18 protein-coding genes, 1 tRNA gene and 1 pseudogene are annotated in these 24,056 nt (G+C 42.7%); 7 read left to right on the plus strand and 13 right to left on the minus strand.

Translation table 11 applies throughout. The features are described 5' to 3' along the window. Positions 1-252 precede the first annotated feature (252 nt). From WKK05_RS23265 to trpE, 3 genes are all read left to right on the plus strand, one after another. Entirely contained in the window at positions 253-2,262 is a 2,010-nt protein-coding gene (locus tag WKK05_RS23265; protein WP_341525432.1) for a DICT sensory domain-containing protein, read from the plus strand. Between the two features lie 268 nt (positions 2,263-2,530). Beyond that, positions 2,531-2,953: a photosystem I reaction center subunit II PsaD gene (locus WKK05_RS23270; RefSeq protein ID WP_341525433.1), complete on the plus strand. Its 423-nt coding sequence runs from the start codon at positions 2,531-2,533 to the stop codon at positions 2,951-2,953. A gap of 238 nt (positions 2,954-3,191) precedes the next feature. Then, positions 3,192-4,715, plus strand: a complete 1,524-nt coding sequence (gene trpE / locus WKK05_RS23275; RefSeq protein ID WP_341525434.1) for an anthranilate synthase component I — start codon at positions 3,192-3,194, stop codon at positions 4,713-4,715. Positions 4,716-5,012: 297 nt separating this feature from the next. On the opposite strand, the pseudogene WKK05_RS23280 reads toward trpE, so the two are convergent. The 7 genes and pseudogenes from WKK05_RS23280 to hisF all read right to left on the minus strand — a co-directional run bounded on the left by WKK05_RS23280 (position 5,013) and on the right by hisF (position 12,188). Continuing rightward, positions 5,013-5,913 (minus strand): annotated as a pseudogene (locus WKK05_RS23280) (IS982 family transposase). A 170-nt stretch (positions 5,914-6,083) separates the two neighbouring features. Then, positions 6,084-7,373, minus strand: coding sequence for a Glu/Leu/Phe/Val dehydrogenase (locus tag WKK05_RS23285; RefSeq protein ID WP_341525435.1), 1,290 nt, complete (start codon positions 7,371-7,373; stop codon positions 6,084-6,086). A gap of 183 nt (positions 7,374-7,556) precedes the next feature. Continuing rightward, positions 7,557-9,056, minus strand: coding sequence for a carotenoid oxygenase family protein (locus tag WKK05_RS23290; protein ID WP_341525437.1), 1,500 nt, complete (start codon positions 9,054-9,056; stop codon positions 7,557-7,559). A 141-nt stretch (positions 9,057-9,197) separates the two neighbouring features. Next, positions 9,198-10,634 carry a folate/biopterin family MFS transporter gene (locus WKK05_RS23295; RefSeq protein WP_341525438.1) on the minus strand — a complete coding sequence of 479 codons (1,437 nt, stop codon included), beginning with the start codon at positions 10,632-10,634 and terminating at the stop codon, positions 9,198-9,200. Between the two features lie 265 nt (positions 10,635-10,899). Next, positions 10,900-10,972: transfer RNA gene (locus tag WKK05_RS23300), tRNA-Ala, on the minus strand. Between the two features lie 151 nt (positions 10,973-11,123). Continuing rightward, on the minus strand, positions 11,124-11,315 hold the full coding sequence (locus tag WKK05_RS23305) for a hypothetical protein (protein WP_341525439.1): 192 nt from the start codon (positions 11,313-11,315) through the stop codon (positions 11,124-11,126). 99 nt (positions 11,316-11,414) lie between these two features. After that, on the minus strand, positions 11,415-12,188 hold the full coding sequence (gene hisF, locus WKK05_RS23310) for an imidazole glycerol phosphate synthase subunit HisF (RefSeq protein WP_341525440.1): 774 nt from the start codon (positions 12,186-12,188) through the stop codon (positions 11,415-11,417). A gap of 286 nt (positions 12,189-12,474) precedes the next feature. On the opposite strand from hisF, the gene ruvB reads away from it, so the two are divergent. The 3 genes from ruvB to WKK05_RS23325 all read left to right on the plus strand — a co-directional run bounded on the left by ruvB (position 12,475) and on the right by WKK05_RS23325 (position 15,900). Then, entirely contained in the window at positions 12,475-13,575 is a 1,101-nt protein-coding gene (ruvB, locus tag WKK05_RS23315; protein ID WP_341525441.1) for a Holliday junction branch migration DNA helicase RuvB, read from the plus strand. A gap of 122 nt (positions 13,576-13,697) precedes the next feature. Then, on the plus strand, positions 13,698-14,504 hold the full coding sequence (locus WKK05_RS23320; protein ID WP_341525442.1) for a tetratricopeptide repeat protein: 807 nt from the start codon (positions 13,698-13,700) through the stop codon (positions 14,502-14,504). A 10-nt stretch (positions 14,505-14,514) separates the two neighbouring features. Further along, positions 14,515-15,900 (plus strand): cytochrome P450, encoded by a 1,386-nt coding sequence (locus WKK05_RS23325; RefSeq protein WP_341525443.1) that lies wholly within the window; start codon positions 14,515-14,517, stop codon positions 15,898-15,900. Positions 15,901-15,911: 11 nt separating this feature from the next. Here the strand turns inward: WKK05_RS23325 and WKK05_RS23330 are convergent, their stop codons facing one another. The 3 genes from WKK05_RS23330 to WKK05_RS23340 form a co-directional block, all read right to left on the minus strand. Continuing rightward, positions 15,912-17,306 carry a cytochrome P450 gene (locus tag WKK05_RS23330; RefSeq protein WP_341525444.1) on the minus strand — a complete coding sequence of 465 codons (1,395 nt, stop codon included), beginning with the start codon at positions 17,304-17,306 and terminating at the stop codon, positions 15,912-15,914. An 86-nt stretch (positions 17,307-17,392) separates the two neighbouring features. Further along, positions 17,393-18,196, minus strand: coding sequence for a TIGR01548 family HAD-type hydrolase (locus WKK05_RS23335; RefSeq protein WP_341525445.1), 804 nt, complete (start codon positions 18,194-18,196; stop codon positions 17,393-17,395). 44 nt (positions 18,197-18,240) lie between these two features. Further along, positions 18,241-18,711, minus strand: coding sequence for a DUF29 domain-containing protein (locus tag WKK05_RS23340; RefSeq protein WP_341525446.1), 471 nt, complete (start codon positions 18,709-18,711; stop codon positions 18,241-18,243). Positions 18,712-18,870: 159 nt separating this feature from the next. Here WKK05_RS23340 and WKK05_RS23345 point away from each other — a divergent pair, with 159 nt between their 5' ends. Further along, positions 18,871-19,170, plus strand: coding sequence for a 30S ribosomal protein PSRP-3 (locus tag WKK05_RS23345; RefSeq protein ID WP_045870192.1), 300 nt, complete (start codon positions 18,871-18,873; stop codon positions 19,168-19,170). A gap of 10 nt (positions 19,171-19,180) precedes the next feature. Here WKK05_RS23345 and WKK05_RS23350 read toward each other — a convergent pair whose 3' ends face one another. The 3 genes from WKK05_RS23350 to WKK05_RS23360 form a co-directional block, all read right to left on the minus strand. Beyond that, a complete protein-coding gene (locus tag WKK05_RS23350; RefSeq protein ID WP_341525448.1) occupies positions 19,181-20,959 on the minus strand; it encodes a serine/threonine-protein kinase in 1,779 nt (592 codons plus the stop codon). Between the two features lie 86 nt (positions 20,960-21,045). Then, positions 21,046-22,248, minus strand: coding sequence for a hypothetical protein (locus WKK05_RS23355; RefSeq protein ID WP_341525449.1), 1,203 nt, complete (start codon positions 22,246-22,248; stop codon positions 21,046-21,048). 177 nt (positions 22,249-22,425) lie between these two features. Beyond that, positions 22,426-23,751 (minus strand): hypothetical protein, encoded by a 1,326-nt coding sequence (locus WKK05_RS23360; protein ID WP_341525450.1) that lies wholly within the window; start codon positions 23,749-23,751, stop codon positions 22,426-22,428. Between the last annotated feature and the right edge of the window lie 305 nt (positions 23,752-24,056).

Genomic DNA, 24,056 nt, shown 5'->3' on the forward strand with positions numbered 1-24,056 from the left:
TCAGGGTGCTAAGGAAAAATATATGGCTGCTGTTGCTCTATTTGGTACTTAAGACGATTAAATTTATAAATAAAGCAAAGCTGCACGCGCTCCTCTTAGATGGTAGCAAAGTGCTGCACCTGCTCTGACAAAAAGTGCTTTTTAGCATTCTTTACATATTGCAACTGTCTATTTAACTTGAAAGTCCGTTGTAATTAGTACAATGCAGCTGTGACGTGGATCTTGTTGAGATTGGGCGTTTAACGATAATTCATGAGCATTTCGACTTCCGTCCTGAGTGATCTGCTAAAGTCCCTACCCTACCTGCGGCCCCAGCTATATTTCAAGGCTTCACTAACAGCGCTCTCCCATGCGATGGAAGATCAGGTTTTGGCTGGGACTTTAGTCCAACCTCTCGTAATTGCTAGCTTTCAACGAGAGCGCTTCTACCGTCAAGAAGCTCATCGCTATGAGCGACTTGCCCAGCGAAGCAATCAAATATATGTATTATCTGCTCCAGAAACTGATTTCACTAACAGTTCCGAATACTACGAAAAGGTAGCTTTTGAGCAAGAAGATGGCTTAAGTCAGGAGTGGCATCTGATAGTGATTGCTGACAATTATGCCACCTGTCTGGTTTGCCGAGAAAGCCTTGGCTCTATAGCGAAAAATCGGGAACTACCAGAGTTCATTCCTAGCTTGGATATGGACACAGCACGAAGATTTGAAGGCATTTGGACATCAGAGAGGGGAGTGAGCCTCAAAGCCGCCGAATTGCTATTAGATAGAATTGCAATTTACAGACCAGAATTGTTCAGCAAAATTGAGGAGGCACGCCGAAGGTTTGGCATAGGGGAGCCGAGAGGCGATTCTGGCACAGAACAGGTGAGCGAATACGCTTGTGACATCGACACAGACCCTTTTGTACAGCGGTTAGTAACTTATTTGCAGGCTAGCCAGTACAAATTGCACAAAGCCTACCGCTCAATTGCAGCTCAAGCACGTAAAGAACGGTTGGTTAACTCGATTAGTACTGCGATTCGGCGATCGCTCGATCCGCGCGAAGTTCTGCAAGTGGCAGCACAAGAACTAGGACAACACTTAGAAGCTTGTCGCTGTCTAATTTACCGCGCTCAAGGTACAGATCACCAAGCCATAATTGAACACGAGTTTTTGACTCCTGGTACTGTGTCTGTGCTTGGACAAACCTGGGAGTTAGAAAAAAATCCCCTATTTCGGGAAATAGTACAACAGGGTGAGGGTCTGTGTGTTAACGATACGCTCAGCGACTATCGCGTGACTAGTTCGGCAGGACTTTCCTTAATAGCCAAAAAATTTGCTATTCGTTCTTGGCTGATAGAACCAGTATTTTTTCAGGGACGATTGTTAGGCATTGTAGAGTTACACTATTGCCGAATGCCACCCCACGATTGGCAATCTGGAGAATTAGATTTAGTAGAAGCGATCGCCACCCAAGTAGGAGCAGCGCTCATCCAAGCCGAAGCTTACGCTAACCTAGAAGAACTTAACCAACAACTAGAAGCTCTAGACCGTACCCGCAGCAACCTCATAGCCATCACCGGCCACGAACTTCGCACCCCCCTATCCACAATTCAGGTGTGCCTAGAAAGTCTCGCCAGCGAGCCGGATATGCCCGTGGAATTGCAGCAGGTGATGCTCAATACTGCTCTGACTGACTCAGAGAGGATGCGGAAACTAGTACAAGATTTTCTCACTCTTTCTAACCTGGAAAGCGGACGGGTAGAATGGCATCCTGAATCATTGAGCTTACAAGAATGTGTAGATTTAGCACTTAGCCGAAATCGCACGCGTTCCTCAACAGAAAAGCCAGCCCAAATTAAGGCTCAAATTGCCCAAGACCTGCCTCTAGTCAAAGCCGACGGTGATTGGCTGGTAGAAGTACTGGCAAAACTCATAGATAACGCTTGTAAATTTACTCCACCCCAAGGAAAAATCACTATTAAAGCTATTCATAACAGCAATCAAATGGTTGAAGTTACAGTGGCTGATACTGGACGCGGCATCGAACCGAATCGTCTAGAAATAGTTTTTGACCGCTTCTATCAAGAAGAAGGAGCGCTGCGACGGACTACAGGCGGTACTGGTCTTGGTTTAGCCATTTGCCGTCAAATTGTCAACGGCTGGGGTGGTGAAATTTGGGCAGAGTCATCTGGTAAAGACCAGGGTAGTCAGTTTCACTTCACCATTCCCATTGTCCAGGGAATCAAAGAGGAAAAGCGGTCAAAAGTCAAGAGTAAATAGTGCCTTGAGGCTGAGGACTGGGGTAGGCACGAGGCAGGGAGCAGCACTTCTCTACGTTCGCGCAGCGTCCCGCAGGGAGAGGCTGCGCCCTAAGCGCAGCTATGCCGCAGGCTTTACGGCTACGCTCAGTGACCGAGGGGCAAGGGAGCAGAGGGAGAAGGAGAATAACTAATGACCAATGACTAAAAACTGTTACAGTCTATGACGCGATCGCAATATGATCGTAATGGCGGTGTTACGATGCCCTAAAAACGTTGAGAGAATACTTATGGCAGAAACACTTTCGGGACAAACCCCGTTATTTGCTGGCAGCACAGGCGGCTTGCTGACAAAAGCAAAAGTGGAAGAAAAGTACGCTATCACTTGGACTAGCCCCAAGGAGCAAGTATTTGAATTGCCCACAGGCGGTGCTGCTACTATGCGGAAAGGTGAAAACCTGCTCTACATAGCTCGCAAAGAATATGGCATTGCTTTGGGTGGTCAACTCCGGAAATTCAAAATCACAGACTACAAAATTTACCGAATTTACCCCAACGGTGAAATTCAATACCTGCACCCAGCTGATGGTGTATTCCCAGAAAAGGTGAATCCAGGTCGTGAAAAAGTGCGTTATGTAGACCGTCGTATCGGAGAAAATCCCAGTCCAGCTAAACTTAAGTTTAGCGGCGTTACTACCTTCGACGCTCCATAACTAGTATCGCTTAGCAGAATTCTAAATTACCGCAGTTCTCAGCGGTAAAAGCTGCCATTTACACTTCTCACAAAATTCTAAAGCCTTGAATTACTCAGCTTTTGGATTTTGTGAGACTGTTTGTATATTTTCGCTATGCTGTACTAGCTGTTAGTAGTTAATAGGTAATGGGTAGTTGGTAATCGCTAAGAAAGACAATTATCTATTACCTATTACGCATTACCTTGTTGAAAAAATTATGACTTTTCCTGATTTTTCCCAGTTTTGCAACATAGCCCAACAAGGAAATTTTGTCCCTGTGTACCAGGAATGGGTAGCAGACTTAGATACGCCAGTATCGGCTTGGTATAAAGTCTGTGCAGGACAGCCTTATAGCTTTTTGTTGGAATCTGTGGAAGGTGGGGAAAAACTGGGACGTTATAGTTTATTAGGTTGTGACCCATTATGGATTTTGGAAGCCAGGGGCGATCGCACTACCCAAACATACCGCAATGGTTCGCAAGTCGTTTTTGAAGGCGACCCCTTCAAAGCTTTAGCCGAATGTTTGTCAACTTATCAGCCAGTCAAGTTACCCCAACTCCCGCCAGGAATTGGTGGATTGTTTGGATTTTGGGGTTATGAATTAATTCGCTGGATAGAACCGCGCGTACCAGTTCATCCACCAGATGAGAGAAATATCCCAGACGGGTTGTGGATGCAGGTAGACCAGTTATTAATTTTTGACCAAGTAAAACGGAAAATTTGGGCAGTTGCTTATGCTGATTTGCGTGACCCCAAAGTTGATTTAGAAGCAGCTTATCAGCAGGCGTGCGATCGCGTCACCCAGATGCTCAACAAGCTATCTATGCCTCTATCGCTACAAAATACTAAATTGGCATGGACACCCCCAGGAAGTAAGAAGATAGGGGGAGCAGAAGGAGCGCAGGGGTATGACAGTAACTTTACCCGTTCTGATTATTGTACAAGTGTCCAAAAAGCAAAAGAATATATCAAAGCTGGCGATATCTTTCAAGTAGTCATTTCTCAGCGACTATCAACAGCATACACAGGAGACCCCTTTGCGCTTTACCGCTCATTACGTCAAATAAATCCTTCGCCTTACATGGCTTACTTTCACTTTCAAGATTGGCAAATCATCGGTTCTAGTCCAGAAGTAATGGTGAAAGCAGAACTAGACCCAGATGGCGGAGTAATAGCAACAGTACGCCCCATAGCCGGGACACGTCCACGAGGTAAAACCACCCAGGAAGATGCAGCCCTAGCTGAGGATTTACTTCAAGACCCCAAAGAAATTGCCGAACACGTGATGTTAGTGGATTTAGGGCGGAATGATTTGGGGCGTGTTTGTCTAAGTGGTAGCGTCAAAGTTGATGAATTAATGGTGGTTGAGCGCTATTCTCATGTGATGCACATTGTCAGCAATGTTGTAGGTAAATTAGCACCAGATAAAACCGCTTGGGATTTACTAAAAGCTTGCTTCCCAGCAGGTACAGTCAGCGGCGCACCGAAAATTCGGGCAATGGAAATTATCCATGAGTTAGAGCCTAATCGTCGAGGCGTTTATTCCGGTGTATATGGATATTATGATTTTGAAGGGCAATTAAATAGTGCTATAGCAATTCGTACAATGGTAGTACGGGATAACACTGTGACAGTGCAAGCCGGTGCGGGTTTAGTAGCTGATTCTGAGCCTGAGAAAGAATACGAAGAGACACTAAATAAAGCCAGAGGGTTGTTAGAAGCAATTCGTTGTTTGCGTTGAAGAACCTCACTTGTAACCCCTCTCTACTAGCAAAGCGGAAGTAATGAACAGCGAACTTCTTTCAAAGCATCACTAATTAGGTAGCGTATACCGGATTTGTTCAATAAATTAGGCAATCCAGGAATGCTCTAGCTTTTCGTTACACCCACTAGGGTGTACAGCTATCATTGGTGTCAACTTAAGGCTAAAACCTTTAAAAATCATTACTTTGTCTCTTTAGTTGTGGGTTGACACAGCTAATTTTGTGCATCCTATTTATGTTTTTTGGTGCTAAAGCCTAACTAACCTGAGTTCGGGTTAAGCAGATTGAGGTAAAAGCCATTCCATTTGAAGGCTGGGTTTGTTAGGTTGATGGCAATAAGCGATTAATCCGCACAGAACGTTAACGCAGAAATTAACGGGGCTTCGGTGTCTAGAATGTTCGATTTGAGAAATATTCTTAAGTTGATCGTTAATAGTCTCAATAATGGAGCGTTTACGGGATAAGAGCTTATCATGGAGATGCATCAAATAGTTTTTCATGTTGCGACGGGGTTTGGCAAAAAATTTAATGTCGAACTCTTGCAAAAGTTGAGAAGCCAGTTTTTGAGAGACATATCCGCGATACCTTCGGTAAGCTTCGCTAACGCCAAATATTTTGCCAAACAGATCACTGAGGAAATCGGGAACTGGTTGACGGTCATCAATATTACCAGGAGTAAGAACCACATTTAAGAGTTGACCAAGTTCATTGACGACTTTTATGTTGCTTAAACCCGAAAAACCAATCCACAGAAGTCTTTCCACGAACTGCTAAACCTTCAAAAACCTTATGCCGAGAAATCCGACGATTATGGCAGACCTTCAGACATGTTGAATCGATAAAACCGATACCCGTACACCGTCCAAAACAATGCTTCAGGTAAACGCACAAAGGTATCAAGGTTGATGGTATCCATTCAATGAATCGTTGATAACTCGGCAGTCCCGGAAAAGCACAACTCCATTGCTGTTTGACATGATTCAAATAAAAATGCTTGAAATTCCGGTAGTGATTTTGATGAAATGCAATCAGTATCGTCATTATTTCATTCAAACACAGACTTCTAGCCCGAATCCGTCTTATTCCTCGATGTACCAACAGCTTTTTGTGCCATTGGCTTTCAAACGCCTTACAAAAATCATCTACATGGCAGAACAAAAATTCTAAACTAAACATAGGACAGGTGCTGGATTTGACGTTATTTTCAGCTTACTACCTGTCCCTTTCCTTATCCCGAACTCAGGTTAATTTAGCTCAATTGAGCTTCTATGCAATTTTAATTCCAAACAAAACGAGGCAGATAAATTATTGTTTTATCTGCCTCGCGAACTATTTAGTATAAAAAATTAAGGATAAAGACCCCTATCACTCAGCGCTTGCGCCACTCTACCCACACCCAAAGTATAAGCTGCTAATCGCAGAGGAATTTGTCGCAACTTCGACTGCTGAATTACTTGATGGTAAGCTTGCACCATCAGGTGTTCCATCTCGCGGTTGACGCGCTCTTCATCCCAAAACAGGTAGGAAAGACCTTGTACCCACTCTAGATAGCTAACTACCACACCGCCAGCATTCGCCAAAATATCAGGTAACACTGTCACACCCCGCGCCTCTAGCGACAGGTTAGCCTCAAGCGTAACTGGGCCATTAGCGGCTTCTGCTACCATCTGCGCTTGCACCTGATTAACATTTTCTTCATTAATCTGGTTTTCCAAAGCTGCGGGGATTAAGACGTCACAGGGCAAAGTTAATAAATCTGCATTGCTAATTGATACTGCTTGCTCAAAACCTACAACACTCTTGCGGTTTTGGGCAGCGTAGGCTTTCAATGCAGGAATATTAAGACCAGCTTGAGAAAATACTCCTCCAGCACCTGTTGACACAGCGATAATTTTCGCTCCTGCTTGGTATAACAATTCTGCTGCGGCACAGCCGACATTCCCAAAACCTTGGATAACTACTCGCACGCCCTCTAAAGATTTACCTTGGTCTGCTAAGGCTTCACGCACAATAATCATCACACCGCGTCCTGTAGCCATTTCTCGTCCCCGCGAACCACCTACAGAAAGTGGTTTACCAGTTACAACTCCAGGCACAGCATGACCGACATTTACAGAATAAGTATCCATCATCCAAGCCATCTCACGGGCAGATGTACCCATATCAGGCGCAGGTATGTCTACGGAAGGGCCGATATCTTTAATTAATTCGCTCATATAACGACGACTAATCCGCTCTAACTCGCCGACACTATAGCGTTTAGGATCTATAGCAATACCTCCCTTAGCACCGCCGTAAGGAATACCCAACAATGCACATTTCCAAGTCATCAGCATTGCCAGGGCTGATACTTCTCGTAATGTGACAGCTGGATGATAACGAATTCCACCTTTGTAGGGGCCTAAGACATCGGAATGCTGTACCCGATGTCCAGCGAGAACTTGCACTAGACCATTATCCAGTTTCACGGGAATGGAAACCGTCACGACCTTGCGTGGGTGGCTGAGGATTTCTAATAAACCTTGGTCTAGCTTTAATTCTTTAGCTGCCGCCTCTAGATAGCTACAGGCTTGATCGAATGGACAAATATGCGCTGGAGAAGCAGCTTCCAGCGGCAGCGTAGGTGTTGAAATCATAAAATTTTCTCCTGATCGCGGTATCTTCGCGAGTCATATATATATGCCTAGCTTAAACCTTTTTTTTGGAGAAAATAAGCATTTTGTAGTTTTTGTTACATTTTTATTTTAGTTTTATGATAGTGGAGATGAATACAGATTAGTTTTTTCTGTAATCATCTGTGGCGATCACTAACTCAAAAATCAAGTTGCTGCAAACACTTTAGAAGTGAAACTGCCATGTAGACCGTAGGGTATATGATGCTTGAGATGCAACCGAGCGATCGCACCTTTCGAGAAATCACTGGCATCCAAAATCACCACATCTGACCGATGATGAGCAGCATCATAAACTAAAGCCAGTACCCAACCATCATCTTCCTTTTGAGAACCTGGGCGTGGGACAAAAACTGGCTCACCCATAAAGCCAAGGGGTGCAGCACTCCAAATTTGTCTTTCTCCTGACTCTAAATCCATTTTTAGCAATGCTTGCAACGGAGCATTACCAGTCTCTGCATGAGCCGCACCTATGTATGAATATCGATAAGGGCGTCCCACATTAGCCGGATGTATGGTGGGAAACTCACAACAGCGCTTTTCAATCAATTCCTGTTTGACTATCCCATCCTTGAGGTTGAGATTAAATCGCCAAAGTTGTCCAGGCGTAAGTGCCTCAAAATCAACTTGCCGAAAATCGCTTTCTGGCTCTACTTCAGGTAACGATTCATAGCAGATAGAGTCAATAAAAATTTCATCCTTCACCTCAAAAGCATTAATGTGGTGGAAGACAAAACCAGATTGAGTTTCCAAAATTCTGACACCTGTTTGCTCTTTTTCGGGTGTGCGAGGAATAATTATAATGCGAGTTGGCTGATTTGGCTGAAACTTGATACATTCCCCTGCTGCACGTATTCCCAAAGCAAAAGGTATGGGATTAAAGCTGACAGGATTTTGAAATAAGATGCAGTAATTAGGAGTAACAACAAAATCGTGAATAAAACAAAAACCCGGAACACTATGAGCGTGCTTTCTGATTATTTCTCCTGCTGGGTTTAGCTCGAAAATAGTAATTGTGGTAGATAATCCCGGCTTAATAGAAAAGTTTACAAGGCAAGGTGCGCCCCCATCTTGCTCACAACTGGGATCTAAACGAGGATGTGCGCCAAAAGCTTCACCTGTTGATAAAACACCATTAAAATATTCTCTCCCCAAAGTTTCTAGTGTGTAAGGGTCGAGACGATGGGGTTCAGCTGCTTCCCATAGTGCCAAAAGTTTATTACCCCAATAGATGACATTGGTGTTGGCAATATTTTTGATTTGAAAGTCAAACAAATTAGCTAGCCAACCACCAGGTTTTTGAGTACCAAAGACACCACGGTAGAGAATTTTTCCAGCTTTTTGTTCTGCTAAATAGCCCTCAGTGTGAATAAAACGATTACGGAAATGAGCATGACCATTGACAAAGGTAATTCGGCTAATCATTCCATCACCATCAAAGGGGTGATGAATGCGTTGTCCATTCACATCCAGTAAACCAGGGCCGTTTCTAAATAGCGTTCCTTGCAGTTCTGTGGGAATTTGCCCTTCTACATCATCAATTTGATAATCAAACTCTTGGGTGAGAGAATCATATCCTCCCTGCCAGTCTGCACGAGTGTAAGATTTTTCTCGAACTGCGTTTTCTCGAATCTCTAAATTCTGCATCTGCTTGATATCTATTTATTAAACTGGGTACAAACTCTTAAATTGGTTGAAGACACAAAGATAATCAATCCACAAGCATCTTCTCGATTTTTACAAAATTCCAGCAGACGCGATTAATCGCGTCTCTACTGTATTTCGTCGTTACTCTACTGCTTTTGATTCTGGTTCTCGCAATATCAACTCAGGCATCAAATCAGGAGAAAACGGTTGTTCTCTATTATTTGCTGAGGCAGGTTGCAAAATCGGTGTTTGTGTTTGCTCCTCTGCATTAGGTAGCCAGTGAAGAAATAGTAAGGGTAACAGTGTGCTGACATTAGCAATTACAACTAACAGCCACAGCAAGTCAAAGTTAGTTGCGGTAATTCCCAGCCAATGCATGATTAATGCTTCAAACCCACGGGAAACTGTCCCACCTAAATTAAATACTGACATAATCAAAGCAAATAATGTCGCTTCTACTCCAGATGGACAAAGCCTTGCTGCTAATACCATCACTGGCATGAAAGCTATTTTTCCCATCACGGAGAGAATCAGACTATCACTCAAACTAAACCAGTGATCATCTATACCTAATGACCTGTTTGCGTGAGTCACTAATAGCAGTGTTGTCATCCCTAAAGTTGCAGAAAGGATGATACTCCAACGAAAAATCACGCGGAAAGGGATACTTTTAAGGAAACGTTGAAAAATCCAAACTCCAGCTAGAGAAGCAAAGCTTGTCACCAACTGCACTCGCCCCAAGAATTCTGGTTGAAAGTGTAGTTCGTTGGTAGAGAAGTAGAAAAAGGCTGATTCAGCGCTTGGGGTAGCTTGCCAGATGAAGATAAAGGCTGTTGGTAGCCAAATGGCTCTTTGAGTAAAGACTTCGCGCAGTTGTCCTACTTGATGCTTGATTTTTATGAACTTGAGGTGATTACTTTCTTGAGCATCTTTACTCACCGGAGATTCGGCAATCAACCATGCTACCACTGAGACGATGAGGGGGAATAAGGCGGTAATCCAAAAGACTGTGTGGGTGGTGAAATGCTCTAAAAGTACACCGCTAAAGTAAGCTGTAATCAAAGCTCCAATTGCGGAAGCACCCCAGCACAGAGATTGTAATGAACCTGCTTGTGCTTGAGATTCTGTTCTGGCTCTTTCGACAACCAGCGAATCAACTATCACATCACTGAGAGCGACGGAGAGTGAACTTAAGGCGATCGCCACCGTAGCTGCCCAGCTAGTATGAACTATTGTGGCCAGACTCACCCAAGAAGCCGCTCCCAGTATTCCAGATAAAACCAAGTATGGACGCCTGCGATAGCCAAATATGGGAAAGCCGTCAGAGATAAAGCCAAACAGTGGCTTCACCATCCAAGGTAAGAAAACAATTCCCAATAACGCTGATACCTGAACCGGAGTCAGCATCAGTTCATCTTTAAGGAAAAAGCTGATAGCTAGACGCGCCAGCCCCAAAATTCCTTGGACGAAGTAGACAGTCAGAATTGCAATTAATTCGGCATTGGGTTCATTACCTAAGAAGATTTTCTCTGTTACTGAGTCTTTGACCTTGGACAAACCGGAGGAGTGAACCAGCATTTGATGAATATTCTTTAAGTTTTATCCACTTTTCTATCATATCCATTTCTTAGAGTCTGGGTTGTTGAGCTTGATTTCTGGGATTTATTTATTCAATTTAGGGTAGTTAAAAATCAAGCTCACTATAACTTTGGGGATATTTTTATTAACTCTAAAAAATTGGCAACAGAATATTTATAAGGTGTATGGGAGATATGAACTTTCTGTTACGAAAGCTTATACTTCCAATAACCCAATTGAATATAAGAGAGTGAGGTATATGGGATGGAGCTAAGCGGATTCGAACCGCTGACCCCCTCAATGCCATTGAGGTGCTCTACCAACTGAGCTATAACCCCATAAAATCCGTTTTTAATCTTATCTTAATATTTTTTACTTTGTCAAGTTTTTTCTCTGAGTTAGCAATGCCCGTTATCTGAGTCAAGTATTACCGACGCCAGCCGCTACAACTTTGGAAATCAAAGCAATGCGCTGGCTCCTCAGCATGGCTTAAGACACTTGCAACAAATAGCTCATGCAGTGTCCCATGAGAAAGTAAACAACTAGCATGGCAGCAGCAGCTAAAGCTACTAATGTACCAGCCAACATGAGAGAAAACTCTTTATTTTCGTAAGCTTTTTCCATCAGGTGCAGCGACCACGCCACCAAGGCTACATCAAAAAGTAAAATAGGAAGTAACATATTTGTTAATATATCTTAATAGATGTAAACCAATATTAACACCCTTTGAGAGAAGTGTGTCTAACCTGGGTTAGTTGTCATTGACGGAGGAAGCATAAATCAGGATAAAATTCTGACTGGTACGTTACGATCGCCTAAATAATTTTTGATTTGTGTCACACTTAGTTGACCGTAATGTAAAAGCGAAGCCAGTAATGCTGCTTCAGCTTTGCCTTGCGTTAGGGCTTCATAGATATGTTCGCAATTACCTGCGCCACCAGAAGCAATAACTGGAATCTCCACAGAATCAGCGATCGCTCTTGTTAGCTCCAGGTCATAACCTGCTTGAGTACCATCAGCATCCATACTTGTAACTAGCAGTTCTCCGGCCCCCCGTTTTTCAACTTCTTGCGCCCACAGTAAAGCATCTAAGCCTGTGTTTTCCCTGCCACCTCGCACATATACATTCCAACCAGGATTATGAGGGTCAATTCTGCGCCTAGCATCAATAGCAATAACTATGCACTGATTACCAAAGCGATCGCTTGCCCGATTAATTAAGTTTGGTTCTCGCACTGCCGCAGAATTAATACTAACCTTGTCTGCGCCAGCTCGTAACAAAGCTTTAACATTTTCTAAGGATTGGATGCCACCACCCACAGTTAACGGAATAAAGACCTGTTCAGCAGTACGGTAGACTACATCAAGAATAATGCCTCGATCTTCATGAGTGGCTGTAATATCCAGAAATACTAACTCATCCGCACCGGCTTCGTTGTAAACCTTTGCCAGCTCTACCGGATCGCCTGCATCCTTAAGCTCAACAAAGTTAACTCCTTTTACAACCCGTCCCGCCTTCACATCTAAGCACGGTAAGATTCTTTTAGATAACATAGCAACTTTTGCACTTCTGGGTAATTGACCGGAATTTAAATTTTAAATTGATGCGGGTATTCCCAAACGAAAATTTTCGCACCCGTGTGAATGGGGACTGGGGATTAGGGACTGGGGACTGGGAGGACAAAGAAGACAAAAAGAAAAGTCTGGGCGTCGACTTTCGGCGAACAGAACTTCAAAGGGACAATAGAAGAGTTTTTCCAATTCCCTATTCCCCAACCCCCAGTCCCCAATCCCCAGCCTCCATTACCCAGCCCCACCAGTTCCCTTGATAGCTGAAATTATGGCGATAATATCCTCGAAAAAACAGCCTCCAGAACCCAACGGACAACCCAAGCAGCGTCATGAGTCAGCAAAAGTACCCTCCACGGACAACATTTTGCAACCTGAAGCTGCTATTGATGAACAAGATAAGCAAGAAGAGGGTATTCGACCACAGCGATTTGCCGATTACATTGGGCAAAAAGACTTAAAAGATGTATTAGATATTGCCATCAAAGCGGCTAAGTCTCGCGGTGAGGTGCTGGATCACTTGCTACTGTATGGCCCGCCGGGATTGGGCAAAACTACAATGGCGATGATTTTAGCATCGGAGATGGGGGTAAATTACAAAATTACCAGTGCGCCAGCCCTAGAACGTCCCAGAGATATTGCGGGGCTACTAGTGAACCTTAAACCAGGAGATATCCTGTTTGTAGATGAAATTCATCGCCTGTCGCGGATGTCAGAAGAAATTCTCTATCCAGCAATGGAAGATTATCGTTTAGATATTACTATTGGCAAGGGTTCAAGCGCTCGGATTAGGAGTGTGCCACTGTCAAAGTTTACTTTAGTGGGGGCGACAACGCGTGTGGGTGCGCTGACTTCACCATTGCGCGATCGCTTTGGTTTAGTTCAGAAGCTACGATTTTATGAAGTTGAAGAATTGAGCCAAATTGTACTACGAACTGCTCAATTACTCAAAACTCCCATTACAGAAGATGGCGCTACAGAAATTGCTCGGCGATCGCGAGGAACGCCACGTATTGCAAATAGATTACTTAAGCGAGTACGTGATTATGCTCAAGTCAAATTATCTGGCGAGATTACCGAAAGCATCGCAGCAGAAGCATTGCAACTATTTCAAGTAGATCCATGCGGCTTGGATTGGACAGACCGCAAAATGCTAAGTGTAATAATTGAACATTTTAATGGCGGCCCAGTAGGATTAGAAACAATTGCTGCTGCTACAGGCGAAGATACTCAAACAATTGAAGAAGTATACGAACCTTATCTCATGCAGATTGGCTATTTAAGTCGGACTCCCCGCGGGAGAGTGGCAACAAAAGGGGCATATAAGCATTTGGGGTTTACCCCGCCTAATGAACAGTTGTCGTTGTTGTAATGATGGAGCATGGGGCATAGGGCATAGGGCATTGGGCATTAATCATGAGTGATTCATCTCCCCCACTCCCCCACTCCCCCACTCCCCCACTCCCCAATCCCTATAGATACAGGTAAACCTAAATGTTTAAGTTAATTGCTATTATTCTCAGTCTATTGCTTGTGTTTGGCTGGGGTGAATCAGTAATGGCACAACCCCAACCGTCCAGCATTACTGAAGAACAGTTAAAACAAGGTGATGAGTGGGCAACTCAAGCGTTTACAGCGACGAATAAAGGTGACTTTGCCACAGCTGAAGAGTACTGGACAAAGATTATTGAGCAGTTTCCTACTAATGCGGGGGCGTGGAGTAACCGAGGCAATTCACGGGTAAGTCAGAACAAGTTACAAGAGGCGCTGGCAGACTATAACAAAGCTATAGAACTAGCCCCCAATGTTACTGATCCTTATTTGAACCGGGGTGCAGCTTTGGAAGGATTGGGAAAATGGGAAGAAGCGATCGCTGATTACAATCATGTTCTAGAACTTGATGCTAAGGATGCGATGGCGTATAACAATCGCGGCAATGCCAAAGCTGGTTTAGGAAAATGGGAAGATGCGATCGCTGATTATCAAAAATCTAATGCGATCGCTCCGAATTTTGCTTTTGCCCGTGCTAACTACGCCCTTGCCCTTTATGAAACTGGTCAAATCGACCAAGCAATTCGAGAAATGCGGAATATCGTCCGTAAATATCCTAAGTTTGCTGATATGCGTGCTGCACTCACAGCTGCTTATTGGTTAAAGGGAGAACAAGGTGAAGCCGAAAGTAATTGGGTAGCAGCTTATGGACTCGATAGCCGCTACAAAGATATCAACTGGGTGGCAAATATCCGCCGTTGGCCTCCCAGTATGGTCGCTGCTTTGGATAAGTTTTTAAAACTCAAGTAGGGATATTTAGATGAAATTACCTGATGGGCCGAAATCTTCCTCTTGGTTCCAGTTATTACAGTGGATTGCTGACCCTCTAGGTTACATGGAAACAAATTTCCAACGTTATGGAGATTTCTTTACTGTCCACTGGGGTAATCTTTACCCCGAAGCAGTATTTGTTAGTCATCCGCAAGCAATTCAAACAATTTTTACCGCTGACCCTAAACTATTTGACTCTGGTCGAGGAAATGGACTTGCAAAAATCTTGGTAGGAGAAACATCGCTAGTTTTATTAGATGGATTTAGCCACCAGCGTCAGCGGCGTTTGCTAACCCCCCCTTTTCATGGCGAACGGATGCAAGCTTATGGCGATTTAATTTGTACCCTCACCAAACAAGTTAGCTGTGAGTGGAAAATTGATCAGCCCTTCGCTGTCCGGGAATCCATGCAAGAAATTAGTTTAAGAGTCATCTTGCAAGCCGTTTTTGGTCTTCATGAAGGGCCGCGCTATCAAGAACTAATAGAGTTGCTAGCGGCAATGATGGATATGACAGCCTCTCCATTACGGGCATCTATGCTGTTCTTCAAATTCTTGCAAAAAGATTTAGGGGCTTGGAGTCCGTGGGGACGGTTTCGCCGTCGACAGCAGCGAATTGATCAGCTACTCTACGCTGAAATTCAAGACAGGCGTAGACAAAACGACCCTGAGCGCACTGATATCCTCTCCTTGATGATTTCAGCTCGCGACGAACAGGGCGAAGGCATGACAGATCAAGAGTTGCACGATGAATTAATCACCTTACTCTTAGCTGGTCACGAAACCACAGCTACCTCTTTATGCTGGGGTTTATATTGGATTCACTACCACCCGGAGGTGCGAGAAAAACTGCTGCAAGAACTCAACAGCCTCAATAGTAATCCAGACCCTAGTGAAATTTTTCGTCTACCCTATCTAACTGCTGTGTGTCAAGAGACGCTGCGTATATATCCTCCTCTATTCCTAACTTGGCCCCGGATTTTGAAAGCTCCTTTGCAGGTGGGAGAATATCACTTTGATACCAATACCACGTTGCTTCCTTGTATTTATCTCACCCACCAACGCGAGGATCTTTATCCAGAACCGAAACAGTTTAAGCCAGAACGCTTTTTAGAACGGCAATTTACCCCATATGAGTTTTTTGCTTTTGGTGGGGGTAATCGCCGTTGTCTTGGTGCAGCATTGGCTATGTTTGAAATGAAACTGGTATTGGCAACAATTTTGTCAAATTATCAACTGGTACTGAGTGATAACCAACCTATAAAACCACAGCGTCGGGGCTTTTTCCTTGCCCCGTCCGCTGGGTTCAAGATGGTAATGACAGGTAAGCGGGTGCATTCAGAGCATCCTGCTGAGCCTGTTGCTAGCTCTATTTAGCCTAGTTTTCTTCAGACTGAACTAGAGCTAGTTTGGAGTGTCCGCTGATTTTGAGAACGCCTTCCCTTGACTACTATCTGAGTGCCTTCTGCTGGCGCTAATAGAACATTTCTACGCACTGGCTGTATTGGTTTGCTATCAAGCAATTCCATCTGCCAATGGGATAGCACATGAGCCAAAACCAGTTTCATCTCGAATTGGGCAAAGGCCATACCAATACAGCGACGGTTACCGCCACCAAATGGTAAATACTCAGAGGGGGCAAATTGATGTTCTAAAAAACGTTCTGGTTTAAACTGCTTTGGTTCTGGATATAAATCTTCTCGTTGGTGGGTTAAATAAATACAGGGAGCTAGTAAAGCACCAGGTTCAAATCGGTAGCCCATAACTTCTAGTGGCGATTTGACGACTCGATTTAATGTCACCATTACCACTGGATAAAGGCGCAGCGTTTCAGAACAAACAGCATTTAAATAAGGCGATCGCAAAATATTATTTAAATCAGGATTGTCTCCTAAGCTATCTAATTCTTGCAAAAGTTTTTCTCGCACCTGTGGCAGATGGTGAATCCAGTACAATGCCCATGCTAAGGAAGTTGCAGTCGTTTCATGACCTGCAAATAAAAGGGTGATTAACTCATCGCGCAATTCTACATCTGTCATCGGCTGCCCGTGTTCATCGCGAGCTGCCATCATTAAAGAGAGGATATCAGTCCGAGATGCATCTGATTGTGAGCGGCGTTCCTGAATTTCGGTATAAATTAGTTCGTCCATTTGCTGCTGTTGCCGCATCAAGCGTCCCCACGGACTCCATTCACCTAAATCTTGTTGCAGTAGCGGGAAGCTAAGCAGAATAGCCCGCAAAAGAGGCCTCTTTGGATTCAGCCTTTCCAGCAGGAGTTCTTTGAGTTTTTCGTAACGGGAACCGTCCTTTAAACCAAAGACAGCTTTTAAAATCACCTGGAAGGAGATTGCCTGCATAGATGGTAGAACTGGAAAGCTTTCGCCCACCTGCCATTGACTAGTTACTTGCTCGGTAATGTTCTGAATTACTTGAGCATAAGCCAGCATCCGTTCCCCATGAAACGGAGGAGTTAACAGCTTACGCTGGCGCTGGTGGGGCTTTCCTTCTAGTGCTAGTAGTGATTGCTGCCCCAACAAAGGCGATTTAAAACCCGCTGATTCACCAGAATCCAACTGCTTAGGATCGCTGGAAAAAATCTGCTGAATTGCTTTGGGGTTACTAATAAATACTTGAGGAGCAAAAACTGGGCCGATGCGGAGAGTAAATATATCACCGTAGCGTTTAGCACAAGCTTCCATATATTCTACGGGGTTACTCAGCCACTGAAACGTCTGTACCCAGGGGTGAGCTTGAGGCCCGTCAGGTAGTTGAAGTGCAGGCATTTTTATTCATCTCCGAATAATTGGAGCAAGATTACTATTAGCCAGTTATTGATGCACACATAACTTGATTGATCCTATACCATAGATTAACTAGGTCGAGTGACCAATTCCTGAATTTCCCTTGGGGTTAATTCCTGGACATTATTCAAAACTATGGCTGCTCCTGCTGCTCTTAGTGTCTGACGATAGGCTTCAGCACGCGCTGCTGTTTCCTGCACATGAGGCGGTAAAACACCTACACCAATCCAAGTACGAGAAGCATCCAAATTCCGTGCTTTCTGCACGGTATACATATCTGCTACTGTATCCCCCACATATAATATTGTTGGTGCTTGCTCAAGCTTATTCTCTAATTTATCAACGGTGGCGAAAAGTCCGGTGGGATCTGGTTTACCTGGTGCATCCTCCATCGCAATCAATACAGGAGATTGCAAGCCCAGGCGTTTTTCTAATACATAGTTAGCAGAAGTACGAGTCGCACCGCTGAAAAACCCCCAAGCAATTCCAGCTTGTGTAAGTTGCTCTAAGTAACTAGATTGCAGCAATAAGGGTTCATCACAGATATACCCTGTTAAATTATTGGGGTCTGGGCCTCGATAACGGGATTGAAAAAAACTAACGATCGCATCGTAGTCCAACTGCAATTGTTCGCGGGTTTGTCCTTGATTGGCAAAGTAGCGGTAAATTAATTCCTGAGATGCTTCCCAATCGTTATTCCACACCCCTTCAGACTTCAACTGGTCAATATCTAATGGTGTTGGACGATATGCGCTATCTGTAAAAGACTCTACAGTATCTGCGATCGCTCGACGATAAGAACCACTAACATCGCGGACTACGCCATCAATATCGAAAACAATGATCGCTTTTGCAGAAGTTTCTTGAGTCATGGGTTACGCAGCAAAAAAGTTTTACCTCATCATAAAGCGTGAGATCATGACTCAGGTAAAAAATCAGGGTTGAGGACTTGTTCTGGTGTAAAAGGAGATTGTTCAGGGAACATAGCCAGAGCCAATTCAGTTTCATCGGCAGCCAACAGCCTTGCATCGTCATAACACAGTCCGAAAACCTCATCAAAATAGGGTTTAAGGCTAGGACTTTCTTCTAGAGCTTGTCTGAGGCGTTTTCGATGTTCCCGAATTGTGGCTCGCCAACTACCAGAACGCTTGTCAGCTTGATACTGATACTTTAATAGATGCATCAGCACCACTTCCAAATTGCTTCTGAGTGCTTTCTTTTCACTCCTACCCATTGTTTCAATTTCATCAATCAGATTTTCTAAATCCAGTTCTGTAAGCCGACCTTGCTTGAGGAGTTCTATAGTTGTTTGAATCCACAGGTAAAAGTCTTGCTCATATAACTCAGAACAAGATGTAGGTTGAGATTGGGGTAGTTGGGCAGTCATAAGCATCTCTCAAAGCGCCGACTACACTTCATGGTAGCCTTTGTTGGTAATTGATAATGTCCCATTTCTAATCACTGTTTGGTCATCTGGCAAGGTATTGCGTTAAAATAAGCGATCGCTATCCTAGTAAGTAATGCCCGGAAATTCCCGGAGGTGTGATTGACCAAATTCATTTTGAAAATTCTTTGGTTAGACGAGAATGTCGCTCTAGCAGTCGATCAAGTTGTAGGCAAAGGTACAAGTCCTTTGACAAAGTACTTTTTCTGGCCCAGAAATGATGCGTGGGAAGAGTTAAAGAAGGAACTTGAATCCAAACACTGGATCAGTGACTTAGATCGCGTCGAGTTGCTTAATAAAGCGACAGAAGTGATTAACTACTGGCAAGAGGAAGGCAGAAACCGCCCAATGGCGGAAGCTCAATTGAAATTTCCGGAAGTTGCCTTTACAGGTAGCGCCTAATATTGGACAATTAGCTCTCCTGCTGTTCTACAAGCTGCCACAGCTTGATTGTCTTATCCCTGCTGCCACTTGCAATTAGTTGTGCAACAGGGCTAATAGCAATTGTAGACACTGAGTCTGCATGACCAGAAAGAGTAATAATCTCTTCTGCTGTGCTTACCCTCCAGAGTTTAATTGTCTTGTCCCAACTTGCACTTATCAGCGTTTCGCCATCGGCGGTAAAAGCTACAGCCACTACAGACCAGGAATGATCTGAGAGTGTGCTAATTAGCTGACCAGTGCTGACTTTCCATAATTTAATAGTGTTGTCATCACTACCTGTCGCCAAAATTTTCCCATCGGGACTAAAAGCGACTGTTAAAACCGTCCATGCATGACCTGAAAGGGTGCTTAACAAGCTATAGCATGGGCGGTTTTTAAATTCTTTGTCAGAATCTTCAAGTGCAGCTATCTGCCACAAACGAATTGTTCTATCACAACTAGCGCTTGCTAAAAGCTTTCCTTGAGGACTAAACGCCACTGAATTTACCTGTAATTTGTGTCCAATCAATGTGCAAATTTCTGTGCCAGTGTTTATATCCCAAAGTTTGATTGTCTTATCCCAACTACCACTAGCGAGAATTTGCTCATTTGGATGGAAAGCAACAGATTTGACAGCGTGTGAATGTCCGAATAGGGTGCAGATTTCCTCAAATGTCTTGCTGTGCCACAATTTGATAGTTTTATCATCGCTAGCTGTTGCCAAAGTTTTTCCATCAGGACTGAAGCTAACTGATTTGACAGCCTGAGAATGTCCCGATAAAGTAGCTAGGATTTTTTTGCTATTTAAATCCCACAATCTAATTTTTTTATCATTGTTTCCACTAGCTAAAATATTGCCGTCAGGGCTAATAGCAAGGGCATTCACGCTATTCACTCCAGTAGAATATTCAGTTAAAGTATGCAAGCATTGCCACGGCGGATTTGGAGTTGAGAACTTGAAATCTTCCGTTTTAGATTCCATACCTATTGCTTGCATAACTTCATCTGCTGATTGAAAGCGGTGGTTAACAGCATTTTGCAATAGCTTGTTGAGGATTTGTGCTAAGCGATCGCTAACTTTAGTGGTAAGGTATTGTTGCCAAACCCAGCAATTATTCGCAATATCAAATAAATCAAACGGAGAAATCTGGGTTAGTAGATAAATGCAAGTTACACCCAGGCTATAAAGGTCACTAGCAAAAACCGCTTTTCCCCTAGTTTGCTCTGGCGCAGCATATTCTGGACTACCAATGCTGATTTCAGTTGTTAGCTGGTCAATTTCTGTAACGATTTTAGCGCTGCGAAAATCAACTAAGACTAAATCTCCTCTGGTTTCGAGGTTTGGGGAGGATCTACGAATGATATTTTCTGGTTTAATATCACAGTGGATGATGTTGCGATCGCTCATCAACTTGAGAACTGGCAATAACTCCTTTAAAAGCTGCCAAATCTGACTTTCATCAAAAGCGCCCTCTTCCTCAACCATCTGAGCCAGATTTCTACCTGCAATAAACTCCTGCACTAAATAAAAGTGTCCATTCTGCTGGAAACTTGCCAGGAATTTAGGAATTTTAGGATGCTGACCTAACTCCTCAAGCCATTGCACTTTTTGCTCAAAGGTTTTAGATATTTCATTTTGTAATGATAATTCTTGAATTACGCAAGGAATGGGAGGGAATTTACCTTCATCTACAGCAAGGAAAGTTTTACCAAATCCTCTTTTACTAATTAACTTAACTAAACGATAAGACTCTTGCAAAAAATTCACAATATGCTTCCGTCATGTATTCTGTATTATCTACATCTAATTTTATCTATTCAATTCTGAGTTCAGTTATAGAGTTAGATTCAGTACTACTTTAATTCCAATCTACCTACAACATTTTTCTGCTTTAAGCTTGTTACTTGGATTGTAGAACCTGCTAATTTTCCTGTATTTGGAGTCCATTCAAAAACTCCGTCACTGGAAGTTTTAGGCGTAATTACTTTAACTAATTTTGACCCTGTATACAACTCAATTTTAACATTATCAGTTATATTGTCTCTCCACAAAATAAAATAAGGAAAATTTGGTTTAATTGGAATAGTATTTGAGGGTTGGCTGATGAAAATTTTTCTTGGTTCTTTCGACTCACCTTTTTTCCTAAATCCTAGATAATGCGGTAAGTACCTAACAACTGGATTATCTATCATGTTAACAGGTTGCGGCTTAATTAAAGCCCCAGTACGGGGATTAGTAATCAATGTAGAACTGCCACCATCTATTGTAATAATATCCCCTTTTATCCCTAGATTACGTAGTAATTCTGCTGCTTCATCTAATGTGGCTTGATGAACAGTTAGTATTAAAATTAATTCATCACCAGGAATGCCATCTTTATTTAATGTACCTATCACATGGTATTTATTTGCTGGATTTTTACCCAGCACTTTAGCAGGATGGTCACCGTAGCTATAAGTTACGAGCGCATTCTGGACGCTTTGTCTATTCAAAGGAAAACCCGATTTTGGTTCATAGTCAGTAATATAAGCACTTTTATTATTCCAAACCAATGCTTTGAGTTTTATATATTTGTAGTATTCATTTGCTGTGTTACTAGAAGGGCCGTATGGGCTACTTCCTCCTGTAATGACTTGACCACTTAACTTTACAGGGAATGCTAGTTGCGTACTTGATTTATATTCTTCAAAAAAAGCACAATTTATTAAAGAAAATATTTGCTTACCATAAAGTAGATTATATTCATTCCATACATTAGAAAATGGTTTATTTTGAAAGTAAGGACTGTAAAAATTATTTATTTTTTTATAATACTTTCCTTGTTTAGTTCCCATTTCATCTATCTCACCAATGATTTGATCTATCTGTATTTTTCGTAAATCAATTATTTGTAGGTAAGCTTGATTGCCATTAGTAAGACGGGTTTGGTATAATCCAGCTCCATCAATGATGTCGAGTGGGTGGTATTTACTTGGTGGCGTGAATGCTTGGGCATTATGAATAATTATGTTAATGCTCAAGAATAAGAATAAACATATCAATAAAATTTTCTTCATCAGTATTAGTCCCAGAACTAAAGTTTTTATTAATACTTATTGTCTCCTACCTCCTGGCTTTCTTTGTAAAAATATTGGAATCATAAGGCTATTAGTCTTTCTTCTTTTGCAAAAAAATATCCCGTTGTCAGCAAGAAGGACAACGGGAGTATATAAAATTTTCAATAATTCTATAAACTATCGATAGGCGACTTGTGGCCCTGCCCAAATTTCTGTAACCTTTTTACCAAAAATAATAGGCTGATCGTCGTCTGTTATTGTATTTACAGTTTTGCCATCATTAGTAACTTTTACCAAAGGCCAGTTTTCCTCGCCCAATTCACCCGCACGAAACAGTACATGATCTGGTTCGCTTTTACTCCAACCTAATAATATGGCAATCTTCTCATGCTCATTTTCTGTCTGAGCAGGAGCAACAGTATTGGCATGGTTTTTTTGCCGATCCCAAATCACTGCATGATCTGTAGAATCGCCTGTGTTAAATATCCCTTCAAATTTTCGTGCCAAAAAGCGATCGCCTTTTTTCGACCAGCTAACAGGAACTAATACTCCAATTGTCCCAGTTGCATCGTTTTCTGCTGAAGATACCGTTTTTAAGTTTAATAGAGGATCTTTAACAGGATTAGTTGAAGCCATCACCCACAACTTCTTAGTTTGCATATCTTGTACAAACAGAACACTAGTGACACGGCTGTTGTACATTTGGGGTTTTACTTCTAGTTGCACCCGACTATAAACTGCATATTTACCATCAGGAGAAATAACAGGTACACTCCGGTAGTAGCGTACTCCAGAAGCACCTTTGGAACCAATAGCCTCTTGAGTAGTTGTGATCCATTTCCAAGGAATAGGATGAGGACTTCCTAGTGGATCTGTTTGTTCTACTTCAGCTCCATCACGTGGTTCAGTAACAGGTGTCTCTATTATGATTGGTGGTGATGTTTTTTGAGTTGGTGCAAGTTCAACTGCTGCCAATTCATTTGCTAGTTTTACTCTAGCCTGAGAATTTCTTTCTTTTTTCAAAGATTGGACTTTACTAGCCTTTAATTTTTGCACTAAATTCTGTTGACTGACAGAGACATCTGGTAATGGTGCAAGTTCAACAGCTGCTAATGGATCGATTCCAGGCAGATTGCTGCTTGACAGAGAACTATCTGCTTTAGAATAATTTTCTTTTGCCAAAGACTCAATTTTATCTACTGATAATACTTGCGGTTTATTAACAGCAGCGATTTCTTTTGGCACAGAATCAAATTCTTCTTTTGACGAGTTGATTTGATCCGTTGTTATTATTTCACCTACATTAGGTTCCTTGCCACCAGCCACCTCTTTCGACACAGAGTCTGATTCTCCAGTCACAGAAGTAATCTTTACTACTTGAGATTTTGCTGAGCTAGAGCTACCCGATGCCGCAAGTAAGGGTGCAATTAATATTACAACGACAAAGTATTTAAGAAATGGTTGGGCGCGGAACCATCCTGATAGCAAAAGGGGTTTAAGCATTTGTAGGGTCTCTATAGGGGCGATCGCTGTGTGAGGAGCAATGCCTATACAACAATGGAACAGGCTATGATTTCTATGTATAAAAAAACTAAAAGTCTTGAGATTTTAACACTCAACTTTTAGTACTATCACTTAATGTAAGTACCATTAATTACACCTGCTACTTGCAAGTTTGCCGTATATTTTTACACTAGTACGTCAGTATAGTAAGTATGCAGATAACTCAGCAATTACTGCACGATAGAAACTGCTAACCTTAAACCCAACCATCCTAAAAATAGGTATTGGCACAAGGACTATTAAGG

The organism is Nostoc sp. UHCC 0302 (assembly GCF_038096175.1).
Classification (GTDB): Bacteria; Cyanobacteriota; Cyanobacteriia; order Cyanobacteriales; family Nostocaceae; genus UHCC-0302.